General features: G+C 56.1%; 26 protein-coding genes. 18 read left to right on the top strand and 8 right to left on the bottom strand.

From position 1 onward, the window contains the following. Window positions 1–86: 86 nt before the first annotated feature. Window positions 87–407 carry an iron donor protein CyaY gene (gene cyaY / locus ACOTXR_RS19795; RefSeq protein ID WP_014885651.1) on the bottom strand — a complete coding sequence of 107 codons (321 nt, stop codon included), beginning with the start codon at window positions 405–407 and terminating at the stop codon, window positions 87–89. Between the two features lie 135 nt (window positions 408–542). On the opposite strand from cyaY, the gene lptM reads away from it, so the two are divergent. The 8 genes from lptM (at window position 543) to corA (ending at window position 7,502) form a co-directional block, all read left to right on the top strand. Beyond that, on the top strand, window positions 543–746 hold the full coding sequence (gene lptM / locus ACOTXR_RS19790; RefSeq protein WP_014885650.1) for an LPS translocon maturation chaperone LptM: 204 nt from the start codon (window positions 543–545) through the stop codon (window positions 744–746). A 35-nt stretch (window positions 747–781) separates the two neighbouring features. Beyond that, window positions 782–1,606: a diaminopimelate epimerase gene (gene dapF, locus ACOTXR_RS19785; protein WP_014885649.1), complete on the top strand. Its 825-nt coding sequence runs from the start codon at window positions 782–784 to the stop codon at window positions 1,604–1,606. Then, window positions 1,603–2,310: a DUF484 domain-containing protein gene (locus ACOTXR_RS19780; protein WP_032635135.1), complete on the top strand. Its 708-nt coding sequence runs from the start codon at window positions 1,603–1,605 to the stop codon at window positions 2,308–2,310. The genes dapF and ACOTXR_RS19780 overlap by 4 nt, the downstream gene beginning before the upstream one ends. Continuing rightward, the gene (gene xerC, locus ACOTXR_RS19775) at window positions 2,307–3,209 is read left to right on the top strand and encodes a tyrosine recombinase XerC (RefSeq protein ID WP_058690475.1); all 903 of its coding nucleotides are present in this window, start codon (window positions 2,307–2,309) and stop codon (window positions 3,207–3,209) included. The genes ACOTXR_RS19780 and xerC overlap by 4 nt, the downstream gene beginning before the upstream one ends. After that, window positions 3,209–3,925: a 5-amino-6-(5-phospho-D-ribitylamino)uracil phosphatase YigB gene (gene yigB / locus ACOTXR_RS19770; protein WP_032635134.1), complete on the top strand. Its 717-nt coding sequence runs from the start codon at window positions 3,209–3,211 to the stop codon at window positions 3,923–3,925. Before xerC ends, yigB begins: the two co-directional genes overlap by 1 nt. A gap of 107 nt (window positions 3,926–4,032) precedes the next feature. After that, window positions 4,033–6,195 carry a DNA helicase II gene (uvrD, locus tag ACOTXR_RS19765; RefSeq protein ID WP_014885645.1) on the top strand — a complete coding sequence of 721 codons (2,163 nt, stop codon included), beginning with the start codon at window positions 4,033–4,035 and terminating at the stop codon, window positions 6,193–6,195. A gap of 149 nt (window positions 6,196–6,344) precedes the next feature. Next, window positions 6,345–6,401 carry a YsgD/CorL family protein gene (gene ysgD, locus ACOTXR_RS19760; RefSeq protein ID WP_212743980.1) on the top strand — a complete coding sequence of 19 codons (57 nt, stop codon included), beginning with the start codon at window positions 6,345–6,347 and terminating at the stop codon, window positions 6,399–6,401. A gap of 150 nt (window positions 6,402–6,551) precedes the next feature. After that, window positions 6,552–7,502, top strand: coding sequence for a magnesium/cobalt transporter CorA (corA, locus tag ACOTXR_RS19755; protein ID WP_008501540.1), 951 nt, complete (start codon window positions 6,552–6,554; stop codon window positions 7,500–7,502). A gap of 84 nt (window positions 7,503–7,586) precedes the next feature. Here corA and rarD read toward each other — a convergent pair whose 3' ends face one another. After that, window positions 7,587–8,483, bottom strand: coding sequence for an EamA family transporter RarD (rarD, locus tag ACOTXR_RS19750; protein WP_014885644.1), 897 nt, complete (start codon window positions 8,481–8,483; stop codon window positions 7,587–7,589). A 51-nt stretch (window positions 8,484–8,534) separates the two neighbouring features. Then, window positions 8,535–9,002 carry an acyl-CoA thioesterase YigI gene (gene yigI, locus ACOTXR_RS19745; protein ID WP_023331568.1) on the bottom strand — a complete coding sequence of 156 codons (468 nt, stop codon included), beginning with the start codon at window positions 9,000–9,002 and terminating at the stop codon, window positions 8,535–8,537. A gap of 160 nt (window positions 9,003–9,162) precedes the next feature. Here yigI and pldA point away from each other — a divergent pair, with 160 nt between their 5' ends. The 3 genes from pldA to rhtC all read left to right on the top strand — a co-directional run bounded on the left by pldA (window position 9,163) and on the right by rhtC (window position 12,634). Next, window positions 9,163–10,032 carry a phospholipase A gene (gene pldA, locus ACOTXR_RS19740; protein WP_014885642.1) on the top strand — a complete coding sequence of 290 codons (870 nt, stop codon included), beginning with the start codon at window positions 9,163–9,165 and terminating at the stop codon, window positions 10,030–10,032. 90 nt (window positions 10,033–10,122) lie between these two features. After that, window positions 10,123–11,952 (top strand): ATP-dependent DNA helicase RecQ, encoded by a 1,830-nt coding sequence (recQ, locus tag ACOTXR_RS19735; RefSeq protein ID WP_014885641.1) that lies wholly within the window; start codon window positions 10,123–10,125, stop codon window positions 11,950–11,952. 61 nt (window positions 11,953–12,013) lie between these two features. After that, on the top strand, window positions 12,014–12,634 hold the full coding sequence (rhtC, locus tag ACOTXR_RS19730) for a threonine export protein RhtC (RefSeq protein ID WP_014885640.1): 621 nt from the start codon (window positions 12,014–12,016) through the stop codon (window positions 12,632–12,634). Here the strand turns inward: rhtC and rhtB are convergent. Continuing rightward, complete coding sequence (gene rhtB / locus ACOTXR_RS19725; RefSeq protein ID WP_058690476.1) at window positions 12,631–13,251, bottom strand: homoserine/homoserine lactone efflux protein; 621 nt, start codon at window positions 13,249–13,251, stop codon at window positions 12,631–12,633. The two genes, rhtC and rhtB, sit on opposite strands and share 4 nt — an antisense overlap. Before the next feature lie 111 nt (window positions 13,252–13,362). Between rhtB and pldB the strand changes: the two genes are divergently transcribed. The 3 genes from pldB (at window position 13,363) to ACOTXR_RS19710 (ending at window position 16,169) form a co-directional block, all read left to right on the top strand. Further along, on the top strand, window positions 13,363–14,355 hold the full coding sequence (pldB, locus tag ACOTXR_RS19720) for a lysophospholipase L2 (RefSeq protein ID WP_032629594.1): 993 nt from the start codon (window positions 13,363–13,365) through the stop codon (window positions 14,353–14,355). A 31-nt stretch (window positions 14,356–14,386) separates the two neighbouring features. Beyond that, the gene (gene yigL / locus ACOTXR_RS19715; protein WP_058690477.1) at window positions 14,387–15,187 is read left to right on the top strand and encodes a sugar/pyridoxal phosphate phosphatase YigL; all 801 of its coding nucleotides are present in this window, start codon (window positions 14,387–14,389) and stop codon (window positions 15,185–15,187) included. A gap of 82 nt (window positions 15,188–15,269) precedes the next feature. Continuing rightward, complete coding sequence (locus tag ACOTXR_RS19710) at window positions 15,270–16,169, top strand: carboxylate/amino acid/amine transporter (RefSeq protein ID WP_014885636.1); 900 nt, start codon at window positions 15,270–15,272, stop codon at window positions 16,167–16,169. Here ACOTXR_RS19710 and metR read toward each other — a convergent pair. After that, window positions 16,057–17,010 carry an HTH-type transcriptional regulator MetR gene (gene metR / locus ACOTXR_RS19705; RefSeq protein ID WP_023331563.1) on the bottom strand — a complete coding sequence of 318 codons (954 nt, stop codon included), beginning with the start codon at window positions 17,008–17,010 and terminating at the stop codon, window positions 16,057–16,059. The genes ACOTXR_RS19710 and metR overlap by 113 nt on opposite strands. 115 nt (window positions 17,011–17,125) lie before the next feature. Between metR and metE the strand changes: the two genes are divergently transcribed. Beyond that, window positions 17,126–19,387: a 5-methyltetrahydropteroyltriglutamate--homocysteine S-methyltransferase gene (gene metE, locus ACOTXR_RS19700; RefSeq protein ID WP_058690478.1), complete on the top strand. Its 2,262-nt coding sequence runs from the start codon at window positions 17,126–17,128 to the stop codon at window positions 19,385–19,387. 32 nt (window positions 19,388–19,419) lie between these two features. Here metE and ACOTXR_RS19695 read toward each other — a convergent pair whose 3' ends face one another. The 3 genes from ACOTXR_RS19695 to ACOTXR_RS19685 are packed head-to-tail and all read right to left on the bottom strand — an operon-like array spanning window position 19,420 to window position 22,957. Beyond that, a complete protein-coding gene (locus tag ACOTXR_RS19695; RefSeq protein WP_014885633.1) occupies window positions 19,420–20,502 on the bottom strand; it encodes an ABC transporter ATP-binding protein in 1,083 nt (360 codons plus the stop codon). Further along, window positions 20,499–21,887 carry a phosphomannomutase/phosphoglucomutase gene (locus tag ACOTXR_RS19690; protein ID WP_032635130.1) on the bottom strand — a complete coding sequence of 463 codons (1,389 nt, stop codon included), beginning with the start codon at window positions 21,885–21,887 and terminating at the stop codon, window positions 20,499–20,501. Before ACOTXR_RS19690 ends, ACOTXR_RS19695 begins: the two co-directional genes overlap by 4 nt. Before the next feature lie 29 nt (window positions 21,888–21,916). Continuing rightward, window positions 21,917–22,957, bottom strand: coding sequence for a LacI family DNA-binding transcriptional regulator (locus ACOTXR_RS19685; RefSeq protein ID WP_048996610.1), 1,041 nt, complete (start codon window positions 22,955–22,957; stop codon window positions 21,917–21,919). 186 nt (window positions 22,958–23,143) lie between these two features. Between ACOTXR_RS19685 and ACOTXR_RS19680 the strand changes: the two genes are divergently transcribed. The 3 genes from ACOTXR_RS19680 to ACOTXR_RS19670 are packed head-to-tail and all read left to right on the top strand — an operon-like array spanning window position 23,144 to window position 26,136. Further along, window positions 23,144–24,433: an ABC transporter substrate-binding protein gene (locus ACOTXR_RS19680; protein WP_078309879.1), complete on the top strand. Its 1,290-nt coding sequence runs from the start codon at window positions 23,144–23,146 to the stop codon at window positions 24,431–24,433. Window positions 24,434–24,441: 8 nt separating this feature from the next. Further along, window positions 24,442–25,308, top strand: coding sequence for a carbohydrate ABC transporter permease (locus ACOTXR_RS19675; protein WP_078309894.1), 867 nt, complete (start codon window positions 24,442–24,444; stop codon window positions 25,306–25,308). Continuing rightward, the gene (locus ACOTXR_RS19670; RefSeq protein WP_014885628.1) at window positions 25,309–26,136 is read left to right on the top strand and encodes a carbohydrate ABC transporter permease; all 828 of its coding nucleotides are present in this window, start codon (window positions 25,309–25,311) and stop codon (window positions 26,134–26,136) included.

The following is a 26,136-nucleotide window of genomic DNA, read 5'->3' as shown; positions in this document are numbered from 1 at the left end:
TGATCCCGGTGGCGGCTACGCCTTACCGGGCCTACAACAGCCCGAACCCGTAGGCCGGGTAAGCGCAGCGCCACCCGGCAACAAAACTACCTGAAACTGACGGTCTCACCCGCCTGCGCCGTCGCTGCCTGCTCCAGCAAATCCCAGAACGTTTCGCCGCTGCGGTCGCAAATCCATTCCCCGTCTTTCAGATCGAAATGATATCCGCCCTGTTTTGCGGCCAGCCAGACCTGGTGAAGCGGTTCCTGGCGGTTAATAATAATTTTGCTGCCGTTTTCGAAGCTCAGGGTCAGAATGCCGCCGTTGATTTCACAATCGATATCGCTGTCGCCGTCCCAGTCGTCGAGACGTTCTTCGATGGTCATCCACAGGGTGTCTGCAAGGCGATGGAATTCACTGTCGTTCATGGTTTTGTTCCTGTTTTTCGTGATGCCGGCAGTATAACGCTAAATAATTCCCGTTGCAGGAAAGCGGCAAACTCTTGCTTTTGTGTCTTCTCCTGCGATGATAGAAACAGATTTGAACTTACGGGCAACTTTATAATGAAAAACGCTTTCCGAACGCTTGCCGTTCTCATCACCCTGTTTAGCCTGACGGGCTGCGGACTGAAGGGACCACTCTACTTCCCACCTGCGGATAAAACCGCGCCGCCGCCGACGAAACCCGTCCAAAGTGGCATTGAGTCTACCACGCCAAATACTAACGATCGTGGCGACAACGGTGGCCCGACTCAGGTTAATCTCTGACGACAACGTTCTGTACCCGCGCAATGGAGCAAATGATGCAGTTCTCTAAAATGCATGGCCTTGGCAACGATTTTATGGTCGTCGACGCGGTAACGCAGAATGTGTTTTTCTCCCCGGAACTTATCCGTCGCCTGGCGGATCGGCATCTGGGCGTGGGGTTTGATCAACTGCTGGTGGTTGAGCCGCCATACGATCCCGACCTCGATTTCCACTACCGTATTTTTAACGCGGACGGCAGCGAGGTTAACCAGTGCGGCAACGGTGCGCGCTGTTTTGCCCGCTTTGTCCGCCTGAAAGGGCTGACCAACAAGCGCGATATTCGCGTCAGTACGGCCAACGGCCGCATGGTGCTCAGCGTCACCGATGACGAACTGGTGCGCGTGAACATGGGCGAGCCTAACTTCGAACCCTCTGCCGTGCCGTTTCGCGCAAACAAAGCGGAAAAGACCTATATTATGCGTGCGGCCGAGCAGACAGTATTGTGCGGCGTCGTCTCGATGGGTAATCCGCACTGCGTGATTCAGGTAGATGATGTGGAAACCGCCGCGGTTGAAACGCTCGGTCCGGTGCTGGAAGGCCACGAGCGTTTTCCGGAGCGGGCGAACATCGGTTTCATGCAGGTGGTGAAGCGTGAGCACATCCGCCTGCGGGTTTACGAGCGCGGCGCGGGCGAAACCCAGGCCTGCGGTAGCGGTGCGTGTGCGGCCGTGGCGGTCGGCATCTCACAGGGGCTACTCGCCGAAGAGGTTCGCGTCGAGTTACCGGGCGGTCGGCTTGATATCGCCTGGAAAGGACCGGGTCATCCACTGTATATGACTGGCCCGGCGGCACATGTCTATGACGGGTTTATCCATCTATGAAACAACCAGGGGAAGAACTGCAGGAAACAGTGACGGAACTGGACGACAGAGCTGTTGCGGATTATCTGCTGCGCAATCCTGAGTTTTTTATTCGCAATGCACGCGTCGTCGAAGAGATGCGCGTGCCGCATCCGGTTCGCGGGACCGTGTCGCTGGTCGAATGGCACATGGCGCGCTCGCGCAACCACATCAATCAGCTAGAAGAGAACATGACGCTGCTGATGGAACAGGCCAGCACCAACGAAAGCCTGTTCTATCGTTTGCTGCATCTGCAGGCGCGTCTGGCCTCGGCACACAGCCTTGATGAGTTCCTTAGCCGCTTCCACCGCTGGGCGCGTGAGCTTGGGCTGGCGGGTGCAACGATTCGTCTTTTTCCTGACCGCTGGCGCATTGGCGCACCGTCCGGGTTTACCCATCTGGCGCTCAGTCGTCAGGCGTTTGAACCGCTGCGCATTCAGCGTCTGGGCCATGCGCATCACTATCTGGGGCCGCTGAACGGGCCTGAACTGCTGGTGGTATTACCGGAAGCGAAGGCGATTGGCTCGGTGGCGATGTCGCTGATGGGACGCGATGGCGATCTGGGCGTCATGTTATTTACCAGCCGCGACGCGCACCACTACGAGCAAGGCCAGGCCACGCACCTGCTGCAGGAGATCGCCCTGATGCTGCCCGAACTGCTGGAGCGCTGGATTGAACGCGTATGACGGACGGACCGCTTTCCACTGACGTCGCGCGCTTTCTGCGCTATCTGGGGGTGGAACGTCAGCTCAGCCCCATTACGCTGCTTAACTACCAGCGTCAGCTTGATGCCATCATGCAGATTGCCGACGAGATCGGCCTGAAAAGCTGGCAACAATGTGACGCTGCCACGGTACGCGGGTTCGTTGTGCGTAGCCGTAAAAAAAACCTCAGCCCAGCGAGCCTGGCCCTCAGGCTCTCCGCGCTACGCAGTTTCTTTGACTGGCTGGTCAGCCAGGGCGGCATAAAAGCCAACCCGGCAAAAGGGATCGCCACGCCGAAAGCCCCGCGCCATCTGCCGAAAAATATCGACGTCGACGCCGTAAACCGTCTGCTGGATATCGATCTGAACGATCCGTTGGCGGTGCGTGACCGCGCGATGCTGGAGGTGATGTACGGTGCAGGCCTGCGTCTGTCTGAACTGGTGAACCTCGATTTAAAACACCTCGACCTGGACACCGGTGAAGTGTGGGTAATGGGCAAGGGCAGCAAAGAGCGCCGCCTGCCCATTGGCCGCAATGCCGTCGCCTGGATTGAGCACTGGCTTGACCTGCGCGGGCTGTTTGGCGCGGAAGAAGATGCGCTGTTCCTGTCGAAACTCGGCAAGCGAATCTCGGCGCGTAACGTACAGAAGCGCTTTGCGGAGTGGGGTATTAAGCAGGGGCTGAACAGTCATGTTCACCCGCATAAGCTGCGACACTCCTTTGCGACACACATGCTTGAGTCGAGCGGCGATCTGCGCGGCGTGCAGGAACTCCTCGGCCATGCGAATCTGTCGACCACTCAAATCTACACCCACTTAGACTTCCAACACCTTGCCTCGGTGTATGACGCGGCGCATCCACGCGCCAAACGGGGGAAATAATGCGTTTTTACCGCCCACTCGGCCAGATCTCAGCCCTGACGTTTGACCTTGATGACACCCTTTATGACAACCGCGAGGTGATTCTGCGTACCGAGCAGGCGTCGCTGGCGTTTGTGCAGAACTACCACCCGGCGCTGAAAGCGATGCAGAACAAGGACTTCCAGACGCTGCGTCAGTCCCTGCGGGAGACCGAGCCGGACATTTACCACGACGTGACCGAATGGCGTCGTCGCGCGGTGGAGCAGGCGATGCTCAACGCGGGTCTGAGCGTGCAGGACGCGGCCATCGGTGCTGAAGCGGCTATGGAAAACTTCGCCAAATGGCGCAGCCGTATCGACGTACCGCAAGAGACCCACGATACGCTGGCAAAACTGGCCGAAAAGTGGCCGCTGGTGGCCATCACCAACGGCAATGCGCAGCCGGAGCTGTTTGGTCTCGATCATTACTTTGAGTTTGTGCTGCGCGCGGGCCCGCATGGGCGCGCCAAGCCATTCAGCGATATGTACCATCTGGCGGCGGAAAAACTAACTCTGCCGCTGGGTAACATTCTGCATGTGGGTGATGACCTCACCACCGATGTGGCTGGCGCTATCCGCTGCGGCATGCAGGCCTGCTGGATCAAGCCAGAGAACGCCGACCTGATGACCACGCTGGATAGCCGTCTTCTGCCGCACGTGGAAATTTCACGGTTGGCATCCCTCACGACGCTGATATAATCACCAGTAATATTGTATAAATTACCAGGGTTTTGCAATTGTAGGCCCGGTAAGCGAAGCGCCACCGGGCGTTTTGCTCTGTTCCTGAATACTATGTGACGGTGCCAATGGACGTTTCTTACCTGCTCGACAGCCTTAATGACAAACAGCGTGAAGCCGTAGCGGCCTCGCGCACCAACATGCTGGTGCTGGCTGGGGCGGGCAGTGGTAAGACGCGCGTGCTGGTTCACCGTATCGCGTGGCTGCAGAGCGTGGAAAACTGCTCGCCGTACTCAATCATGGCCGTCACGTTTACCAATAAGGCGGCGGCGGAGATGCGTCACCGTATCGCCCAGTTAATGGGTACCAGCCAGGGCGGCATGTGGGTCGGCACCTTCCACGGCCTGGCGCACCGCCTGCTGCGCGCGCATCATATGGACGCCAACCTGCCGCAGGATTTTCAGATCCTCGACAGCGAAGACCAGCTCCGTCTGCTGAAGCGTCTGATCAAGGCGATGAACCTTGACGAGAAACAGTGGCCGCCGCGTCAGGCGATGTGGTACATCAACGGTCAGAAAGACGAAGGGTTGCGCCCGCACCATATTCAGAGCTTCGGCAACCCGGTGGAGCAGACCTGGCAAAACGTCTACAAAGCCTACCAGGAAGCGTGCGATCGCGCCGGTCTGGTGGATTTCGCCGAGCTGCTGCTGCGCGCCCACGAACTGTGGCTCAACAAACCACATATCCTTCAGCACTACCGTGAACGCTTTACCAATATCCTGGTGGACGAATTCCAGGATACCAACAACATCCAGTACGCATGGATCCGCCTGCTGGCGGGCGATACCGGTAAGGTGATGATCGTGGGGGATGATGACCAGTCGATCTACGGCTGGCGCGGGGCGCAGGTGGAAAACATCCAGCGCTTCCTCAATGACTTCCCTGGCGCACAAACCATCCGTCTGGAGCAGAACTATCGCTCCACCAGCAACATTCTGAGCGCAGCCAACGCCCTGATTGAAAACAACAACGGGCGTCTGGGTAAAAAGCTGTGGACCGACGGCGTCGACGGCGAGCCGATTTCAATTTACTGCGCCTTCAACGAACTCGACGAAGCCCGCTTCGTGGTGAACCGTATTAAAACCTGGCAGGATAACGGCGGCGCGTTAGAGCAGTGCGCCATTCTCTACCGCAGTAACGCCCAGTCACGCGTGCTGGAAGAGGCGCTGCTGCAGGTAGGTATGCCGTACCGCATTTATGGCGGTATGCGCTTCTTCGAACGTCAGGAAATCAAAGATGCGCTCTCGTATCTGCGTCTGATTGCGAACCGTAATGATGACGCGGCGTTTGAGCGCGTGGTCAACACCCCAACCCGTGGCATTGGCGACCGCACGCTGGACGTGGTGCGTCAGGCGTCGCGCGACCGCCAGCTGACGCTGTGGCAGGCGTGCCGCGAGCTGCTGCAGGAGAAAGCCCTTGCCGGTCGTGCGGCAAGCGCATTGCAGCGCTTCCTTGAGCTGATTGACGCTCTGGCGCAGGAAACCGCCGATATGCCGCTGCACGTGCAGACTGACCGGGTAATCAAAGACTCCGGCCTGCGCACCATGTACGAGCAGGAAAAAGGCGAGAAGGGTCAGACCCGTATTGAGAACTTAGAGGAACTGGTCACGGCAACGCGCCAGTTCAGCTACAACGAAGAAGACGAAGACCTGATGCCGCTGCAGGCGTTCCTTTCCCACGCCGCGCTGGAGGCGGGTGAAGGGCAGGCGGACACCTGGCAGGATGCGGTGCAACTGATGACCCTGCACTCCGCCAAAGGTCTGGAGTTCCCGCAGGTCTTTATCGTCGGGATGGAAGAGGGGATGTTCCCGAGCCAGATGTCGCTCGATGAAGGCGGACGGCTGGAAGAGGAGCGTCGACTGGCCTATGTGGGCGTGACGCGCGCGATGCAAAAGCTGACGCTAACCTATGCGGAAACCCGCCGCCTGTATGGGAAAGAGGTCTACCACCGTCCGTCTCGCTTTATTGGCGAACTGCCGGAGGAGTGCGTGGAGGAAGTGCGCCTGCGTGCCAGCATCAGCCGCCCTGTCAGCCATCCGCGTATGGGATCACCGATCTCTGAAACGGACACCGGCTACAAGCTGGGTCAGCGCGTGCGCCATTCGAAGTTTGGCGAAGGCACCATTGTAAATCTGGAAGGCAGCGGCGAGCACAGCCGCCTGCAGGTGGCGTTCCAGGGGCAGGGGATCAAATGGCTGGTGGCCGCTTACGCTAAGCTGGAAACAGTGTAACATTCAGAAAAATATCATTATTTTGTAATAATCTGCTAGCCTTATACGTTGAAGGTCAATTAATGCCCTTCAGCGTTCCGTTGCGTGTTGACGCCACAGTTACTGCTGGCGTAACATGCGCGCACGATTACGCTAAGAGGACATTCGCCTTGGACACACCCAGTAGATACTGGCTCAATTCCCTGTCATCCAGGAACAACTCCTAAGGCTATCTCCCCTTGCTGATGGCCTTAGTGGTTGTCAGCGACTGCATTATTCCCGTCGCGCTGAGTCAGGCTGTTTAATGGTCTGAAACCCAATTTGTTTCTGTGTGCCCACCGAACTGTCCGATATTTTTTGCATTGGGAGTCCCGGTCATGTTGAGCGCATTTCAACTCGAAAATAACCGACTGACTCGGCTTGAAGCCGAAGAGTCACAGCCCCTCATTGATGCCGTATGGGTGGATCTGGTCGAGCCGGACGACGATGAGCGCCTTCGCGTACAATCTGAGCTGGGGCAAAGCCTGGCAACCCGTCCTGAACTGGAAGACATCGAAGCTTCTGCGCGTTTTTTTGAAGATGAAGATGGCCTGCACATTCACTCCTTCTTCTTCTTTGAAGATGCGGAAGACCATGCGGGCAACTCCACCGTGGCCTTTACCATTCGCGACGGTCGCCTGTTTACCCTTCGCGAGCGTGAACTGCCCGCGTTTCGTCTCTACCGCATGCGCGCCCGCAGCCAGGCAATGGTGGACGGCAACGCTTACGAACTGCTGCTCGACCTGTTTGAGACCAAAATTGAACAGCTGGCGGATGAGATTGAAAACATCTACAGCGATCTGGAAAAGCTGAGCCGCGTGATCATGGAAGGCCATCAGGGCGATGAATACGACGAAGCGCTCTCCACGCTGGCCGAGCTGGAAGATATCGGCTGGAAGGTGCGTTTGTGTCTGATGGATACCCAGCGCGCGCTGAACTTCCTCGTGCGCAAGGCGCGTCTGCCGGGCGGTCAGCTGGAGCAGGCGCGTGAGATCCTGCGCGATATCGAATCCCTGCTGCCGCACAACGAATCCCTGTTCCAGAAGGTGAACTTCCTGATGCAGGCGGCGATGGGCTTTATTAACATCGAGCAGAACCGCATCATCAAGATCTTCTCGGTGGTATCCGTGGTGTTCCTGCCGCCGACGCTGGTGGCCTCCAGCTATGGGATGAACTTCGAGTTTATGCCGGAGCTGAAGTGGAGCTTTGGTTACCCGGGGGCGATTATCTTTATGATCCTCGCCGGGCTGGCGCCGTATCTGTACTTTAAGCGTCGTAACTGGCTTTGAGTATCCGCCCGGTGGCGCTACGCTTACCGGGCCTACAGAACGTGTAGGCCGGATAAGGCGCAGCCGCCATCCGGCAAAAAGGCACTACAGCCCTTTGCGCACTCTGCGCTGGGTGTAAATCGCATCGGCGACAAAAATCGCCAGCGCTACCCAGATAAAGGCGAACGTCACCATCTTATCTGCGCCCGGCACTTCGCCGTAAAACACCACCGCCAGCAGAAACATCAGCGTCGGGCCGATGTACTGGAAGAAGCCCAGCGTGGAGAGACGCAGACGCGTTGCCGCACCGGTGAAGCACAGCAGAGGAATAGTGGTCACCACGCCTGCCGCCATCAGCATCAGATTCAGCGACCACGGGTTGCTGCCCATATGACTGGTGGCGCTGTCGGCGATACCGAAGAGGTAGATCGCCGCCACCGGCAGCAGCCACAGGGTTTCAAACAGCATCCCCGTTTGGGCTTCCACCGCAATCTTCTTACGTACCAGACCGTAGAACGCAAAGCTGAACGCCAGGCCGAGGGCAATAATCGGCAGCGAGCCGAACGTCCAGAGCTGTACCAGCACGCCGCAGAAGGCCAGAAACACCGCCAGCCACTGCATACGGCGGAAACGTTCGCCGAGGAAAAGCATCCCCAGTACGATGTTCACCAGCGGGTTAATAAAGTAGCCAAGACTGGCTTCGAGCATGTGGTGGTTATTCACCGCCCAGATAAACAGCAGCCAGTTTCCGCCAATGAGCACCGCCGAGAGTGCCAGCAGGAAAACTTTCTTAGGCGTTTTGAGCAGCGTCTTGACGCCGGACCACTGACGGCTGAGGCTCATTAGCGCGATCATAAAGAAAAAGGACCAGATGACGCGGTGAGTGAGGATCTCGTCGGCCGGAACATAAGCGATAAACTTGAAGTACGCCGGTGCAATACCCCAAATAAAATAAGCGGCAAGGGCGAGTAAAACGCCCTGCCGCGTCTGTTTAGCATCCATCGGGAAAATCCGTTACAAAAAAGTGAATTAATTTTACCCGATTTTGCCGCTTTACCCCACCATATAAGTGGCGGTTGCGCTGGCGATATAAACCTGTTCTTCGTTGTGTAATTCTACGCGCGCCACCGCCACTTTATTCCCCGCGCGCAGCAGGCTGCTGGTGCAGGTAAAGCGATTGCCGCGTCCGGGGCGAAGATAATCGACGCGTAAATCAATGGTGCCCATGCGTGCCAGACGCTGACGGAGTTCGTCTTCATTGATGGTGTCATGACGCGTCAGCGTACTGCCCACGCAGACCAGACCAGCCGCCACGTCCAGCGCGGAAGCAATCACCCCGCCGTGCAAAATACTTTGCGCCCAGTTGCCCACCATCATCGGCTGGTTGTTGAAGCTCAACTGGGCAAACTCTTTCTCGTAACGCTCCAGCTCCAGACCCAGCGCACGGTTAAATGGCATATGGTAAACAAAAATCTCGCCCACGAGCTTTAACACTTCTTCAGAGGTAAGCATGGCTGACATGAGGTTTCACATCCCTATTGTTAATGAAATGTTGATTTTATGCCTCAACAATACGGATTTCCACTTTCAGAAACGAGGAGGCGGAAGTTGGCGCAGAAGTCTGTAGAATGCCCGGATAAAATTATTCATTACACGTCACTATTTCAGGAGAACACCACCGATGCGGACGTATCTGGGTTGGTTACTGGCGGCGGTTGCGCTGCCCCTCACAGCATATGCGCAGGAAGCGACAGTTAAAGAAGTGCACGATGCGCCATCCGTACACGGTAGCATCATTGCTAACATGCTTCAGGAGCATGACAATCCGTTCACGCTTTACCCGTATGACACCAACTACGTGATTTACACCCAGACCAGCGATCTGAACAAAGAAGCGATAAGCTCCTATAACTGGTCTGATAATGCGCGTAAAGATGAGGTGAAGTTCCAGTTGAGCCTCGCCTTCCCGTTCTGGCGCGGTATTCTGGGGCCGAACTCGGTACTCGGTGCCTCTTACACGCAGAAATCCTGGTGGCAGCTTTCCAACAGCGGCGAATCTTCGCCGTTCCGTGAAACCAACTATGAGCCGCAACTGTTCCTTGGCTTTGCAACGGATTATGAATTTGCCGGATGGACGTTGCGTGACGTCGAAGTCGGCTTTAATCACGATTCTAACGGCCGTTCCGACCCCACGTCTCGTAGCTGGAACCGTGCCTATACGCGCCTGATGGCGCAGAACGGCAACTGGATGGTGGAAGTGAAGCCGTGGTATGTGGTGGGGAGCACCGACGATAACCCGGATATCACCAAATATATGGGTTACTACCAGCTCAAGGTCGGCTACCAGTTAGGCGATGCCGTGCTGAGCGCGAAAGGCCAGTACAACTGGAATACCGGCTACGGTGGTGCGGAAGTGGGCCTGAGCTACCCGGTAACGAAGCATGTGCGCCTCTATACGCAGGTGTACAGCGGTTACGGCGAGTCGCTGATCGACTATAACTTCAACCAGACCCGCGTGGGTGTGGGCGTAATGCTGAACGATATTCTCTAAGCTGCTCGAATGTTTTTGCGTTAAACGTTGAAGTTTCTCTCTCAGGCGCTGAAAATAGCGCCTGTTTCATTTCTGGCATATGGGGTTAACGTGGCGCAGGCGGAAGTATTGAATCAGGAGTCGCTGGCTAAACAGGTTTTGCATGAAACCTTTGGCTACCAGCAGTTCCGCCCTGGCCAGGAAACCATCATTGAAACCGTGCTGGAAGGCCGTGATTGTCTGGTGGTTATGCCGACCGGCGGCGGGAAATCACTCTGTTATCAGGTGCCCGCGCTGGTGCTTAACGGCCTGACGGTCGTGGTATCGCCCCTTATTTCTCTGATGAAAGACCAGGTTGATCAACTGCTCGCCAACGGCGTGGCGGCGGCCTGTCTTAATTCCACGCAAACCCGGGAGCAGCAGCAAGAGGTGATGGCCGGGTGTCGCACCGGGCAGGTTCGTCTGCTGTATATCGCACCGGAACGCCTGATGCTGGATAACTTCCTCGACCATCTCGCACACTGGAACCCGGTCCTGCTGGCGGTGGATGAAGCGCACTGTATCTCGCAGTGGGGGCACGATTTCCGCCCGGAATATGCCGCCCTCGGCCAGCTCCGTCAGCGCTTCCCGGAACTGCCGTTTATGGCGCTTACCGCCACGGCAGATGATACGACGCGTCTGGATATCGTTCGCCTGCTGGGGCTGAATGATCCCTATATTCAGGTCAGCAGCTTTGACCGCCCTAACATCCGCTACATGCTGATGGAAAAATTCAAGCCGCTGGATCAGCTCCTGCGCTATGTCCAGGAACAGCGCGGCAAGTCGGGCATTATCTACTGCAACAGTCGGGCGAAGGTGGAAGACACCGCCGCGCGTCTGCAAAACCGTGGCTTTAGCGCCGCGGCGTATCATGCCGGGCTGGAGAACCACATCCGCGCGGATGTGCAGGAGAAATTCCAGCGTGACGACCTGCAGATTGTGGTCGCGACGGTGGCGTTCGGAATGGGGATTAACAAGCCCAACGTGCGTTTTGTGGTGCATTTCGATATCCCGCGTAATATCGAATCCTACTATCAGGAAACCGGCCGCGCCGGGCGTGATGGTCTGCCTGCGGAAGCGATGCTGTTTTACGATCCAGCCGATATGGCGTGGCTGCGCCGCTGTCTGGAAGAGAAACCGCAGGGACAGCTGCAGGATATCGAACGCCATAAGCTCAACGCGATGGGGGCGTTTGCCGAAGCGCAAACCTGCCGCCGTCTGGTGCTGCTCAACTATTTTGGTGAAGGGCGACAGGAGCCGTGCGGCAACTGCGATATCTGCCTGGATCCGCCGAAGCAGTACGATGGCCTGATGGACGCGCGTAAGGCGCTTTCGACCATTTACCGTGTGAATCAACGCTTCGGGATGGGTTACGTGGTGGAAGTGTTGCGCGGCGCCAATAACCAGCGTATCCGCGACATGGGCCACGACAAACTGCCGGTCTATGGGATCGGTAAAGATCAGAGCCACGAGCACTGGGTTAGCATTATTCGTCAGCTGATTCACCTCGGATTTGCCACGCAGAACATCGCTCAGCACTCGGCGCTACAGCTGACCGAAGCCGCGCGTCCGGTGTTGCGCGGTGACGTTGAACTGAAGCTCGCCGTACCGCGCGTGGTCGCCCTCAAACCACGCGTGATGCAGAAATCCTACGGCGGTAACTATGACCGCAAGCTGTTTGCCAAACTGCGTAAGCTGCGTAAAGCCATTGCTGATGAAGAGAACATCCCGCCTTACGTGGTGTTCAACGACGCGACGCTGATTGAGATGGCGGAACAGATGCCGCTCAGCGCCAGCGAAATGCTCAGCGTCAACGGCGTAGGCACGCGCAAGCTGGAGCGCTTCGGTAAAGAGTTTATGGCGCTTATCCGTTCTCACGTTGACGGAGATGATGAGGAGTAGTCAGCCGGCCAAAAAAGTGCCAGTATGATGACTCACTGAATTATTTCCCTGCGAGCCAATTATGTTAATGCTATTTCTCACCGTGGCGTTAGTGCACATCGTTGCGCTGATGAGCCCGGGCCCTGACTTTTTCTTCGTATCGCAAACAGCAGTCAGTCGTTCCCGTAAAGAGGCGATGATGGGCGTGCTCGGTATTACCATGGGCGTCATGGTCTGGGCGGCCGTTGCGCTGCTCGGTCTGAACCTGATCCTGGCGAAGATGGCCTGGCTGCATAACATCATTATGGTTGGCGGTGGCCTGTACCTGTGCTGGATGGGCTACCAGATGCTGCGCGGGGCGCTGAAAAAAGAAGAGAAAAAAACGCAAGAGCCTAAGGTGGAGCTGGCAACGGGTGGTCGGAGCTTTGTAAAAGGGCTGCTGACCAACCTGGCGAATCCGAAAGCGATTATCTATTTCGGCTCGGTGTTCTCGCTGTTTGTGGGCGACAGCGTTGGCGCGGGCGCACGTTGGGGCATTTTCCTGCTTATCGTCGTGGAGACCTTCGCGTGGTTCACTATCGTGGCAAGCCTGTTTGCCTTACCGGCGATGCGCCGTGGCTACCAGCGTATCGCGAAGTGGATCGATGGCTTCGCCGGCGCGCTGTTTGCCGGCTTCGGCATTCATCTCATCATTTCTCGCTAAGCATGACGCGCTGACGCAAGCAGCGCGCCAACCAGCATAAACAGCGAGCCAAACACTTTGTTCAGGGCCTTCATCTGCTTAGGCCCTTTTATCCATCCGGCAATCCGCTGTGCCAGCGTCGCGTAACCAATCATCACGATAATATCGACAATAATTGTGGTCGCACCCAGCACCACGTACTGCATCACCTGAGGCTGGTGCGGCACGATAAACTGTGGGAACAGCGCGGCGAGGAACACAATGCTTTTCGGGTTGGTCAGGTTGACTAATACTGCCCGCTTAAACAGATGACCACGGTTTTGCGTCTGCGCGAGCGTATTCAGGTTAATGGCGCCAGCCGCGCGCCACTGCTGAATACCCAGCCAGATAAGATATGCCGCACCGGCCCATTTCAGCACTTCAAACGCCAGCACCGAGCGGGAGAATAGCGTTCCCAGCCCAATCCCGACCAGTGCGATGTGAATGCCCAGCCCGGTTTGCAAACCGGCAATCGACGCCGCCGCCCCGCGATAGCCGTGGTTGATGGAGGTAGTCATGGTGTTAATCGCACCCGAACCCGGTGAAAGGCTCAGGATGATGGATGTCAGCAGGTAGGCGAACCACCACTCGAAGGTCATTTGAAACTCCCGAATCGTCTGTTTTTATGCCACAATACGCTATTGATGAGTCATTTTGTGACCGGTTACGAAAAAAAACGATATTCCCTGGATTACGTGAGTGGAAACCCAATGTTTCAGCAGAAAAAGGACTGGGAAACACGAGAAAACGCATTTGCTGCTTTCTCTATGGGGCCGCTGACCGATTTCTGGCGGCAGCGTGAGGAAGATGAGTTTACGGGCGTCGGGGGCATCCCGGTACGCTTCGTTCGTTTCCGTGATGAGAAAAATGACCGGGTAATCGTGGTTTGCCCGGGGCGCATTGAAAGCTACGTTAAATACGCCGAACTGGCCTACGATCTGGTCCATATGGGGTTCGATGTGCTCATCATCGACCACCGTGGACAGGGGCTGTCCGGACGCATGCTACAGGACACGCACCGTGGACATGTCGATCGCTTCAGCGATTACGTCGACGATTTTGCCGCGTTCTGGCAGCAGGAAGTGCAGCCCGGCCCCTGGCGTAAGCGCTATATCCTTGCGCACTCCATGGGTGGCGCTATTTCGACGCTGTTTTTGCAGCGGTATCAACACCAGTGTGATGCCATTGCGCTAACCGCGCCGATGTACGGTATCGTCATACGTTTCCCCGACTGGATGGTGCGTCATCTTCTCGACTGGGCTGAGGGCCATCAGCGCATTCGTGAAGGCTATGCCATCGGGACCGGACGCTGGCGTGCGCTGCCGTTCGCCATCAACGTCTTAACCCACAGTCGGCAGCGTTATCGCCGCAACCTGCGCTTTTATGCCGATGAACCGCGCTTACGCGTCGGTGGCCCGACCTGGCACTGGGTGCGGGAGGGGATTCTGGCCGGTGAACAGGTGCTGGCGGGGGTAGGTGATGATGACACGCCAACACTCCTGATTCAGGCTGAAGAAGAGCGTGTGGTCGATAACCGCATGCATGACCGTTATTGTGAATTGCGCGCCGCCGCCGGTCACCCTTGTGAAGGGGGAAAACCGCTGGTCATCAACGGCGCTTACCATGAGATCCTTTTCGAAAAGGACGCTATGCGCTCAGTCGCGCTCAACGCCATTGTTGAATTTTTCAACAGGCATAACTGATTATTGTTTTCCACCAGAGGTTGAAATCCCTATGTACCAGGTTGTTGCATCTGATTTAGATGGCACGCTGCTTTCCCCTGACCACACCCTGTCGCCTTACGCGAAAGAGACCTTAAAGCTTCTGACTGCCCGTGGCGTGAACTTTGTGTTTGCCACCGGACGCCACCACGTAGACGTGGGGCAGATCCGCGATAATCTTGAGATCAAATCGTACATGATCACCTCCAACGGTGCGCGCGTGCATGATACTGACGGTAACCTGATCTTTACCCATAACCTGGATCGCGATATTGCCGCCGATCTCTTCGGCGTGGTGCATAACAACACGGCTATCATCACCAACGTGTACCGCAACGACGACTGGTTCATGAACCGCCACCGCCCGGATGAAATGCGTTTCTTCAAGGAAGCGGTATTTAACTACTCCCTGTACGAGCCGGGCCTTCTTGAGCCGGAAGGTATCAGTAAGGTGTTCTTCACCTGCGATAGCCATGAAGAACTGCTCCCACTGGAACAGGCGATCAACGCCCGCTGGGGCGATCGCGTCAACGTGAGCTTCTCAACCCTGACCTGTCTGGAAGTGATGGCGGGGGGCGTCTCCAAAGGTCACGCGCTGGAAGCGGTCGCGAAACGTCTGGGTTTCGCGCTGAAAGACTGCATCGCTTTTGGTGATGGCATGAACGACGCTGAAATGCTCTCCATGGCAGGCAAGGGCTGCATCATGCAGAACGCGCATCAGCGTCTGAAAGATCTGCACCCGGAACTGGAAGTGATTGGTTCCAACGCTGACAACGCGGTACCGAAATACCTGCGCAAGCTGTTCCTTGAATAATCTTCATTCGGTTGTTTATTGACCAGATGTCAACTGAAGAGTCCGCTACAATGCCTGTCCTTCTTTCTGAGAGACAAGCATTGTGGCGCTACTCATTATCACCACTATCCTGTGGGCCTTCTCCTTTAGCCTGATTGGCGAGTACCTTGCCGGTTCGGTCGACAGCTACTTCTCGGTGCTGATGCGCGTGGGGCTGGCGGCGCTGGTATTCCTGCCGTTTCTGCGCACGCGTGGTCAATCGCTGAAAACGATTGTGCTGTACATGCTGGTGGGCGCGATGCAGTTGGGCATCATGTATCTGTTCAGCTTCCGGGCTTACGTCTATTTGTCCGTCTCTGAATTCCTGCTCTTTACCGTGTTGACGCCGCTCTATATTACGTTGATTTACGACCTGCTCAGCAGGCGTCGTCTGCGCTGGGGATACCTGCTGAGCGCGGCGCTGGCGGTGATTGGCGCGGCGATTATTCGCTATGACAAAGTCAGCGATCACTTCTGGACCGGGTTGATGTTCGTCCAGCTCGCCAACATCAGTTTCGCCATCGGCATGGTGGGCTACAAACGCCTGATGGAAACCCGTCCGATGCCGCAGCACAATGCATTTGCGTGGTTCTATATGGGCGCGGCGATTGTCGCGGTGTCGGCGTGGTTTCTGCTCGGTAACCCGCAAAAGCTGCCGACCACGTCGGTGCAGTGGGGCGTTCTGGTCTGGCTGGGCGTGGTGGCGTCAGGGCTGGGTTACTTCATGTGGAACTACGGCGCGACGCAGGTCGACGCCGGAACGCTCGGGATCATGAATAACGTGCACGTCCCGGCGGGGCTGCTGGTCAACCTCGCCATCTGGCAGCAGCAACCGCACTGGCCGAGCTTCCTTATTGGGGGAGCGGTGATCCTGGCTTCACTGTGGGTCCATCGCCGCTGGGTCGCTCCGCGCTCCGCACAAACGGAAGATGGTCGCACGCGTGGTTCCGCGCTGAGCGAATAAACGCTTCTGTCACCGGCTGACGCTGCTCGCCATCGCGCACGGCAGCGTACAGACGGCTCCACAGTCCTTCACCCAGGGTTTTGGTCACCACCAGGCCCTGGCGTTCAAAACTCTCCACCACCCAGTGCGGCAGCGCCGCGATGCCCATATTGGCGGCAACCATCTGAATCAACAGCAGGGTGTTATCCACGCTTTTCAGCTGCGGGCTAATGCCTGCCGGCTGCAGGAAATGACGCCAGATATCCAGGCGACTGCGCTGAACCGGATAAATCAGCAGCGTTTCTGTTGCCAGGTCTTCCGGCGTGATGCGCGTTTTAGCCGCCAGCGGATGATCCGGTGCCAGCACCAGGCGCACTTCAAAATCAAACATCGGCGAATAGTGCAGGCCGCTGCGCGGCAGAATGTCGGAGGTCATCACCAGATCCAACTCACCCTGCTGCAGCGAGGGTTGCGGGTCGAACGTCACACCGGATTTAAAATCCATCTCCACCTGCGGCCACTTCTGGCGGAAGTTCTCAAGCGCAGGGGTCAGCCATTGAATACAGCTGTGGCACTCAATGGCGATGCGCAGTTTTGTCTGCTGCGGCTCGTTACAGGACTGTAGCGCGCTGGCGATCTGCGGCAGGACCTGATTCGCCAGTTGAAGAAGAATTTCACCCTGCGGCGTAAAGCGCAGAGGTTGGCTCTTACGCACAAAAAGACGAAATCCGAGGCGTTGTTCCAGATCGCTGAACTGGTGAGAAAGGGCAGACTGGGTCTGGTGCAGCGTGGCCGCAGCCGCCGCGAGCGATCCGCAGTTCCGCAACGCTTGCAGCGTTTTCAGGTGTTTTATCTCGATCATGAAAGTCCTTCACTTCGCCATGAACATTTTGCGCTTGAGGAATATACAGTACCTGCCAATTATAGATGTGTAAACATCTGGACGTCTAAATAGCGAAATTCACAAGGGGCATAACATGACAATCCGCAATCACACTCTCGGTTTCCCTCGCGTTGGCCTGCGTCGCGAGCTGAAAAAAGCGCAAGAAAGCTACTGGGCGGGTAAAGCTACCCGTGAAGAACTACTGACCGTGGGGCGCGAGCTGCGCGCCCGTCACTGGGATCAGCAAAAGCAGGCAGGCATTGACCTGCTGCCGGTGGGCGATTTCGCCTGGTACGACCATGTTCTGACGACCAGCCTGCTGCTGGGCAACGTGCCGGCTCGTCATCAGAACAAAGATGGATCGGTAGATATCGATACCCTGTTCCGCATAGGCCGTGGTCGTGCGCCAACGGGTGAACCCGCGGCAGCGGCGGAAATGACCAAGTGGTTTAACACCAACTATCACTATATGGTGCCGGAGTTCGTAAAAGGTCAGCAGTTCAAACTGACCTGGACACAGCTTCTGGACGAAGTCGACGAAGCGCTGGCGCTGGGCCACCAGGTGAAACCGGTGCTGCTCGGACCGGTAACCTACCTGTGGCTGGGCAAAGTCAAAGGCGAGCCGTTTGACCGCCTCAGCCTGCTGAAGGACATTCTGCCCGTCTACAAACAGGTACTGATTGAGCTGGGTAAACGCGGCATTCAGTGGGTGCAAATCGACGAACCTGCTTTGGTGCTTGAGCTGCCCCAGGTTTGGCTCGATGCCTTCAAACCGGCGTATGACGCGCTTACCGGGCAGGTGAAGCTGTTGCTGACCACCTATTTCGAGGGCGTGACGCCTAACCTGAGCACGATTGCCGCGCTGCCGGTTCAGGGCCTACATGTTGACCTGGTTCACGGCAAAGATGACGTGAAGGACCTGCACAAACGTCTGCCCGCAGACTGGCTGCTCTCAGCGGGGCTGGTAAACGGTCGTAACGTCTGGCGTGCCGATCTCACCGAAAAGTATGCTCAAATTAAAGACATTGTCGGTAAACGTGAGCTGTGGGTGGCCTCATCATGTTCACTGCTGCACAGCCCGATCGATCTGAGCGTGGAGACCCGTCTCGACCCGGAAGTGAAAAGCTGGTTTGCCTTCGCCCTGCAAAAATGTGAAGAACTGGCGCTGCTGCGCGACGCGCTGAACAGCGGTGACACGGCGGCGATTACCGAATGGAGCGCCCCGATTCAGGCGCGCCGTCATTCGGCACGCGTGCATAATCCGGCAGTGGAAAAACGTCTGGCGGCCATCACCGCTCAGGACAGCCAGCGCCAGAGTCCGTATGAAGTCCGTGCCGAAGCCCAGCGCGCCCGCTTCAACCTGCCCGCATGGCCAACCACGACGATCGGTTCATTCCCACAAACGACCGAGATCCGCGGCCTGCGTCTCGACTTCAAAAAGGGCAATCTGGATGCGAATCACTACCGTACCGGCATTGCTGAGCACATCAGGCAGGCGATCATCGAGCAGGAGCGTTTAGGTCTGGACGTGCTGGTGCACGGTGAAGCCGAGCGTAACGACATGGTGGAATACTTCGGTGAACACCTGGACGGCTTCGTGTTTACCCAGAATGGCTGGGTGCAGAGCTACGGTTCCCGCTGCGTGAAGCCACCGGTGGTGATCGGTGACGTCAGCCGCCCGGAAGCGATTACGGTGTCGTGGGCGAAGTATGCTCAGTCTCTGACCGACAAGCCGGTAAAAGGCATGCTGACCGGGCCGGTGACCATTCTGTGCTGGTCGTTCCCGCGTGAAGACGTGACCCGTGAAACCATTGCGAAGCAAATCGCGCTGGCGCTGCGTGATGAGGTGGCGGATCTGGAAGCCGCTGGCATTGGCATTATCCAGATTGACGAACCGGCGTTACGAGAAGGTTTGCCGCTGCGCCGCAGCGACTGGGATGACTATCTGAAGTGGGGCGTGGAAGCCTTCCGCATCAATGCGGCGGTGGCGAAGGACGACACGCAGATCCACACCCATATGTGTTACTGCGAATTTAACGACATTATGGATTCCATTGCCGCGCTGGATGCCGACGTGATCACCATCGAGACCTCGCGTTCAGATATGGAGCTGCTCGAGTCGTTTGAAGAGTTCGACTATCCAAACGAAATCGGACCGGGGGTGTACGACATTCACTCCCCGAACGTGCCGAGCGTGGAGTGGATTGAAGCCCTGCTGAAAAAAGCCGCTCAGCGTATTCCGGCAGAGCGCCTGTGGGTGAACCCGGACTGCGGCCTGAAAACCCGCGGCTGGCCGGAAACCCGCGCAGCGCTCGCCAACATGGTGAAGGCAGCGCAGAATTTGCGTCAGGGGTAAGTCTGCGCATTTCCCGCCGCCTGATACTCTACTCAGGCGGCATTTTCCGTCATTGCAATCCGCTTGCCTGCCGCGTCAAAGAGATGCAGATGAGCCTCCTGCACGGTCAGCGTGATACGTTGCTGCGCAGGCAGACTCAGTTGCTGGAAGGATTTCAGGCACACGGCATGCCCTGCCACGTCCAGCCACACCAGGGTTGAATCTCCCTGCAGTTCGCATAACCGCGTTTTCCCGCTCAGGCTAAAATCCCCCGGCTGCTGATAACCCAGGTGTTCAGGACGGATCGCGACAAATACCGATTCCCCCTCCTGAATGTCTGCGGGCTGACGCGAAAGCGGGAAGACGGTATCAGGGTCGATATGCAATGCCCCCTGCTGCCAGACGGCGGGTAACATATTGATTTTTGGCGTACCGATGAATTCGGCCACGAAGCGGTTCGCCGGGGTGTTGTACAGTTCAAGCGGCGTACCCGTTTGCTCAATATTGCCTTTACACATCACCACGATACGGTCGGCCAGCGTCATCGCCTCGACCTGATCGTGCGTGACGTAAATCATGGTGTTTTTCAGGGTATTATGGAGTTGCTGGATCTCCTGGCGCATTTCAACCCGCAGAGCGGCGTCAAGGTTGGAAAGGGGTTCGTCAAACAGAAACAGCGCGGGCTGCTGGACAATAGAACGACCTATCGCCACGCGCTGGCGCTGGCCGCCGGAGAGGTGTTGCGGAAGCCTGTCGAGCAGCTCGTCCAGCCTGAGCATGTTGGCGGCGTGGGTGATGCGCTGCGCAATGTCGGCCTCCGGGGTGCGGATATTGCGTAAGCCAAAGGCGAGGTTCTCCCGTACGGTCATATGCGGATAAAGTGCATAGGACTGGAAAACCATCGACAAGCTCCGCTTGCCCGCCGCCAGGTGGGTAACATCCTCATTGCCCATCATCAGCATGCCACTGTCTGGCGCCTCTAATCCCGCGATCATGCGCAGCAGCGTCGATTTCCCGCACCCGGAGGGGCCCACAAGAACGATAAATTCTCCTGATGCTATCTCCAGTGACAGATCCGCCACGATGACGTTTTTATCGTACTTTTTATGAATATGTCGTAATGAAAGGGCGGTCATAATGTCTCCTGAGCCCCTTGCAGGGCAGAAATCAGCATCAGCACTTCATGAGTTTTATGGACAAGCAGAGCGGTATCTCCCCGCGCTTCAACATTAAGGCGAACCAGCGGCTCGGTATTGGAGGCGCGGAGGTTAAAACGCCAGTCTGCGAAGGACAGGCTCAGGCCGTCGCAGGTGTCGCGTTCGCATGCGACCGGGGCATAGTGCGCGGCGACGTCATTGAGGAGTGCGGCAGGCTCGTTGACCGTCAGGTTGATTTCGCCAGACACCGGATAGCGGGCCTGTGCGTGACGCATAAGATGAGAGAGCGGCTGCGCGTCTGCGCCCAGGATCTGGAGCATCAGGATCAGCGGGATCATGCCGCTATCGCAGTAACCAAAATCGCGAAAATAGTGATGGCCACTCATCTCGCCGCCGTAAATGGCATTTTCCCTTCGCATCCGGGCTTTCAGGAAGGCATGCCCGGTTTTACTCACGATTGCGCTACCGCCGCAACGGGCGACCGTGTCGAGCGTGTTCCAGATTAAGCGGGGATCAAGAATGATGCGGCTGCCGGGATAGCGTCGCAGAAAATGTTCGGCAAACAGCCCCACGAGATAATAGTTCTCAACGTAATCCCCGCGCTCGTCGAAGAAAAAGCAACGATCGAAATCGCCATCCCAGGCGATGCCAGCATCGGCGTGATGTTCGATGACGGCCAGTCGGGTGCTTTGCCGGTTTTCAGGCAGCATCGGGTTAGGTACGCCAGCGGGAAAGCGGCCATCTGGCTGGTGATGAATACGGATAAACTCGACCGGTACACCGGCACGCTTTAAGCCCTCATCAAGCGCATCTAGCGCCGGACCTGCGGTGCCGTGCCCGGCGTTGACCACCAGGCGTAACGTTCGCGTTGGGGACGTAGTGATAAATCGCAGCAGAGCGTTCACCCAGGCCGGGCGATTGTCGAAGGGAAAAATGCCCCCACGACGCACGCAGGGTGGAAAGCGGTTCTGTTCTGCCAGCGCTTTGATCTCCAGCAGACCGTTGTCATTACTGATCGGGCGCGCCTCAAGGCCAACCAGCTTAAAGCCGTTGTAATGGGCGGGATTGTGGCTCGCCGTCACCTGGATCCCTCCGTCTGCTCGCAATTCCCGGGTAGCGAAATAGACCTCTTCCGTACCGGTCATGCCCAGGTCGATAACATCGACGCCGCCTGCGGTAAGCCCGTCGATCAGGGCCGTTTTTAGCGCCTCCGAGCTGAGGCGGACATCAGCGCCTACTACCACGCGCCGGGGATGCAGCCAGACGGCGTACGCCCTTCCGATGCGACGCGCAATGTCAGGGGTGAGATTGACGTCAACTTCGCCACGAATGTCATAGGTTTTAAAGCACGTTAGTTCATCCATAGTTCACTCTTATCTTAAGCAGGGTAATCTCATGCCGTATCACGCTCGATAAGCCGATGTTCCAGCGCAACGTGGGTGACGGGGCCATTGTTCAGAAGCAGATCAACCGCGATTTCACCTTTACGTTCGGCATCCTGCGCGATGGTGGTAAGTCCAGGCCCGTTATACTGCCGGGCGGTATTGTCGAATCCGGTAATGGCGACCCGGCCAGGTATAGCAAGATGCTGTCGCTGGCAATAATTCACCGCGCCGATGGCAAAACGGTCGGATAAGCAGATCAGCGCCGTGATCTCAGGGTGTGCCGTCAGCAATGCTTCCGCTGCCCGTTCGCCGTGTGGCTCATCGTGATGGGTTTCACACAGCCAGCAGTCGCTGAGCGTAATACCGTGCTCTTGAAACGCGTCGCGGCAGGCATTCACGCGGGTCAGCATGAGTTGGTTATCCCCCGTCACGCGGTGCGTCAGAGGCCGCATCCCGCGCGCGTTCGGGTGAGACGGGAAGGCAATAATGCCGAAATGGCGATGACCCTTTTGTATCAGGTAGTGGGTGATATCACGCATGGCGCGTGTGTTATCCACCGACACGCTGCTGAACTGCGGAAGCTGAAAATCGAGCGTCACCACAGGCAGATTGCGGGCCAGGGTTTGTTGAATAATGGCGGCGCTGTTATGCGTGGCGTTGAGAATATACCCGTCCACCAGGGTAGTGAGCGATGAAGGCCCTTTTTGAAGCGGTATCAGCACCAGATTAATATTACGGTCTTCGCAGCGGGTCGCGACGCCGCGCATCAGGCTGACGTCATGCGGATCGATAAAAACATAGCTCATGGCATCGTTAAAAATGACGCCGATGGCCCCGGATTTTCCGGTGCGTAAAGCCCGGGCGAGTTTATCCGGCCCCTGAAATCCAACCTGACGGGCGTACCCAAGTATCTTTTCACGTAATTCAGCAGACAGCTTTTCGGGATTATTCCACGCGTTAGATACCGTGGTATGTGAAATACTCATCTCTGCTGCCAGCGATTTAATCGTCACGTTTTTATTCTTTCTTTTGCTAAATGAATTAGGCATTTTATATTCACGTAAATTATTTATGAGGCGTAATTAAATAAATAATAGCGGCTGAGTTTATCGTTAAATATAAATAGTTTTGTGATTTGTTTAACGTTAAACATAAAAAAGGGGTGTTAGCTTACGCACCATTCACAGAGTGCAGCAGTGAGCGATTAACACTTATCGACATCAGGGAGATATAACGTGAGAGTTGCAGAAGCAGCAAAATTAATAGCATCGGTAATATTCCTCTTTTTTCTTACCGGTTGCGGGCCTGATGATAAAAAAGAGACACAATCCGGGGCGCGTGAAACAATCAAAATGTGGGTCACACCCACCGTCAATGAAGAAGCTTTCTGGAGTAAAATAGTGGCGGAATGGAATAAAGACCCTGCCCATATGCCCGTCGAATTTACCGCTATTCCTGCCGCAAACAGTTCAGAAGAAGCGATAATGAATGCGCTGGCATCAGGGACTGAACCGGATATTTCAACCAATATATTTATTGGTTTTGCCAGCCAGCTTGTTGATGTCGGGCAGATAGAAGATCTCTCCAGAATGCCGGGTTTTCAGGAAACGATTCAGAAACGGCAAATGGCTTCTCTGCTGTCAGCCTGGGAATTAAACGGCAAACAAACGGTACTGCCGGTATATATCAACCCGATTGTCTGGTGGTGGCGTGGCGATTTACTGAAGCAATACGGTTTTGATCGGGTACCGGTTAGCTACGATGAACTTTACGCGCTGGCGAAGCGTCGGGCGGCGGATAATCACGGCTATGTGATACAGCTTACGGCAGGTAAAAACTGGTGGGAACGCTGGTTCGACTTCATTCCGCTGTTCTACGCCCAGAGCCACGGCAAGCCGTATCTGGTCGACAAAAAACCTGCGCTGACCACGCCTGCTGGCGAGGCCGTGCTGACCTTCATGGGCAACGTTTTTAATAATAAGTGGAGCAGCTACGACTTCACCTCTGCCGAGGATCCGCTCGCAACGGGGCAGGTTATCGGCTCAGCGCGCGGACCGTGGGATTTAGCCCGCTATCGCAAGCAGTATCCGGACATATTAAAAACGATTCAGATTGGTCCGATGCTGACCGAGACGGGCATTGAACACCCCTATACGTTCGGCGACAGCAAAGGTCTGGTGATCTTCAGTTCCAGTAAGCGAAAGGCGCAGGCCTGGCAGTTTATGCAGTGGGTCTTCAGTAACCCTGAACATGACCGGCTGTGGCTTGAGTTGACAGGGATGCCGCCCGCCCGCGCGGATTTAATGAGTAATCCGATCTTTGTCAGTTACTTCAAACAAAATCCGCTAGAGAAACAGATCGCCTCGTGGGTGGACGTCGCGCTTCCTCCTGCAGCAACAAACCAGACGACAGAAATACAGCGCAGCATGACGCAGATGCTTGAGCGCGTGATATTCAAAACCAGTACGCCTGCTGACGCGCTGAAACAATCTCAGCAGGAAATCAGCGCCCTCACGGGCCAGTAGGGGGCATGATGGCTGGATATGAATCCCGAACCGGAGGCCTGCTGGCCTCCACCTGGATTGGCTATTCGCTGCTATTCTGGTTCTACCCCCTTGCCTGGCTGGTGGTGCTGAGCGTGACCCGCTGGCAGTTTATCGGCGCACCGCAATTTACCGGTTTGCAGAATATTATTGGCGTACTGCACGATGCATTATTCTGGACATCCATGTGGAACATTTGCCGCTTTTTAATGTGGTATGTCCCGATCGTGTTTATTACCGCGCTGCTTTTTGCTGCCGGATTACGCAGGATTAACTATGGCCGGGGGTTTATCGCCTTAAGCTTTTTACTGGCAAATATCTCGTCAGGGGTGGCGTACTCAATTGTCTTTTCCCGTCTCTTTAATGAGTACGGCCCGGTTAACCGCTTATTGTCTGCGTGGTTTGGGATTTCCGTGCCGTGGTTTACCAACCCTGACTGCGCCATGCTATCCATTGCGCTTATCGTGACCTGGAAATTTGTCGGTTATTACGGATTAATTCTCTATTCCGGCATGCAGGCTATTCCATCGGATATTTATAGTGCGGCTATTCTCGATAAAACCGGGCGTTTTCAGAAAGGCTGGGCAATAACGCTGCCGATGATGAATCCGCAAATTGTGATGGTGCTGGTGCTGGCTATTACGGTGGCGTTCAGTATTTTTACAGAGCCCTATTTAATTACCGGTGGCGGGCCACTAAACAGTACCACCAGTCCCATGGTGGTCATGTACGAAGCCGCGTTTCAAAATATGAAACCTACCTGGGCCGCTGCCATGTCGATTATCGTCGCTGCCTGCAGTTTCCTGATGATCTGGCTATTTCGTCGGTTATTCGAAAAACACATTGAGATTGTATGAATGAAAAAACTCACGCCCCTGAGCCTGCTAATTCATGCGCTGATGTTTATTCTGGCGTTAAGCTGGCTCTATCCGTTTGTCTGGATGGTCGTGTCATCCCTGAAGCCTACGGCACAGATTTATACCACGGATCTCTTTTCGGGCACGCTGACGCTCGAAAATTACACTTTCCTTTTCGATAACAGCAACCGGGCCGATAAGCCGTTTCTGCGCACGCTGTTTAACTCGCTTTTCGTCTCTGTCACCGTGACCGCGAGCGTGACCGTCACCTCCATGCTGGTGGGCTATGCACTGGCAAAAACGGAATTCTGGGGCAAAAACGCTTTCCGTAATCTGTTGATTGTGCAGATGGTTTTCCCGGTTTTCATGTTCATCATTCCACAGTTTGTGCTGATGCGTGAGCTCGGTCTGATCAACCGTTACAGCGCCATGATCCTGCCTTATGCAATGAGTGCCTGGGGGATCTTTATGGTGTCTCAGAGCTTCAAGGGTACGCCCAACGATTACCTGTACGCCGCGCGTCTGGATCATGCCAGCCTGTGGGCCATTCTGCGGCACGTCATGATGCCGCTGAACAAATCCATTCTGGCGATCGTGGCGCTATTTACCTTCTCAAGCTCGTGGGACAACTTCCTCTGGCCGCTGATTGTCATGCGCGATGCCGACAAAATGCCGTTTTCGGTGCTGCTGGCCACCTTCAGTAAATCCTACGGCGTTTATCTGGGGCCAGTGATGGCGGGAGCCGTGGTGCAAATGCTGCCGGTCATCGTGTTGTTTATCCTGTTCCGGAAATATTTCCTGCAGGGCATGTCGTTATCACTGAAATAA

Source organism: Enterobacter cloacae complex sp. IR53030, from assembly GCF_049238365.1.
Classification (GTDB): Bacteria; Pseudomonadota; Gammaproteobacteria; order Enterobacterales; family Enterobacteriaceae; genus Enterobacter; species Enterobacter kobei.
The sequence above is the reverse complement of the archived record's forward strand: the minus strand, read 5'-3'. Positions and strand labels throughout refer to the sequence as shown.

What these genes read in the sequence shown, in the direction of transcription:
- cyaY (WP_014885651.1), bottom strand. Translation starts at nt 407, where the DNA reads ATGAACGACAGTGAATTCCATCGCCTTGCAGACACCCTGTGGATGACC.
- lptM (WP_014885650.1), top strand. Translation starts at nt 543, where the DNA reads ATGAAAAACGCTTTCCGAACGCTTGCCGTTCTCATCACCCTGTTTAGC.
- dapF (WP_014885649.1), top strand. Translation starts at nt 782, where the DNA reads ATGCAGTTCTCTAAAATGCATGGCCTTGGCAACGATTTTATGGTCGTC.
- ACOTXR_RS19780 (WP_032635135.1), top strand. Translation starts at nt 1,603, where the DNA reads ATGAAACAACCAGGGGAAGAACTGCAGGAAACAGTGACGGAACTGGAC.
- xerC (WP_058690475.1), top strand. Translation starts at nt 2,307, where the DNA reads ATGACGGACGGACCGCTTTCCACTGACGTCGCGCGCTTTCTGCGCTAT.
- yigB (WP_032635134.1), top strand. Translation starts at nt 3,209, where the DNA reads ATGCGTTTTTACCGCCCACTCGGCCAGATCTCAGCCCTGACGTTTGAC.
- uvrD (WP_014885645.1), top strand. Translation starts at nt 4,033, where the DNA reads ATGGACGTTTCTTACCTGCTCGACAGCCTTAATGACAAACAGCGTGAA.
- corA (WP_008501540.1), top strand. Translation starts at nt 6,552, where the DNA reads ATGTTGAGCGCATTTCAACTCGAAAATAACCGACTGACTCGGCTTGAA.
- rarD (WP_014885644.1), bottom strand. Translation starts at nt 8,483, where the DNA reads ATGGATGCTAAACAGACGCGGCAGGGCGTTTTACTCGCCCTTGCCGCT.
- yigI (WP_023331568.1), bottom strand. Translation starts at nt 9,002, where the DNA reads ATGTCAGCCATGCTTACCTCTGAAGAAGTGTTAAAGCTCGTGGGCGAG.
- pldA (WP_014885642.1), top strand. Translation starts at nt 9,163, where the DNA reads ATGCGGACGTATCTGGGTTGGTTACTGGCGGCGGTTGCGCTGCCCCTC.
- rhtC (WP_014885640.1), top strand. Translation starts at nt 12,014, where the DNA reads ATGTTAATGCTATTTCTCACCGTGGCGTTAGTGCACATCGTTGCGCTG.
- rhtB (WP_058690476.1), bottom strand. Translation starts at nt 13,251, where the DNA reads ATGACCTTCGAGTGGTGGTTCGCCTACCTGCTGACATCCATCATCCTG.
- pldB (WP_032629594.1), top strand. Translation starts at nt 13,363, where the DNA reads ATGTTTCAGCAGAAAAAGGACTGGGAAACACGAGAAAACGCATTTGCT.
- yigL (WP_058690477.1), top strand. Translation starts at nt 14,387, where the DNA reads ATGTACCAGGTTGTTGCATCTGATTTAGATGGCACGCTGCTTTCCCCT.
- metR (WP_023331563.1), bottom strand. Translation starts at nt 17,010, where the DNA reads ATGATCGAGATAAAACACCTGAAAACGCTGCAAGCGTTGCGGAACTGC.
- metE (WP_058690478.1), top strand. Translation starts at nt 17,126, where the DNA reads ATGACAATCCGCAATCACACTCTCGGTTTCCCTCGCGTTGGCCTGCGT.
- ACOTXR_RS19695 (WP_014885633.1), bottom strand. Translation starts at nt 20,502, where the DNA reads ATGACCGCCCTTTCATTACGACATATTCATAAAAAGTACGATAAAAAC.
- ACOTXR_RS19690 (WP_032635130.1), bottom strand. Translation starts at nt 21,887, where the DNA reads ATGGATGAACTAACGTGCTTTAAAACCTATGACATTCGTGGCGAAGTT.
- ACOTXR_RS19685 (WP_048996610.1), bottom strand. Translation starts at nt 22,957, where the DNA reads ATGCCTAATTCATTTAGCAAAAGAAAGAATAAAAACGTGACGATTAAA.
- ACOTXR_RS19675 (WP_078309894.1), top strand. Translation starts at nt 24,442, where the DNA reads ATGGCTGGATATGAATCCCGAACCGGAGGCCTGCTGGCCTCCACCTGG.
- ACOTXR_RS19670 (WP_014885628.1), top strand. Translation starts at nt 25,309, where the DNA reads ATGAAAAAACTCACGCCCCTGAGCCTGCTAATTCATGCGCTGATGTTT.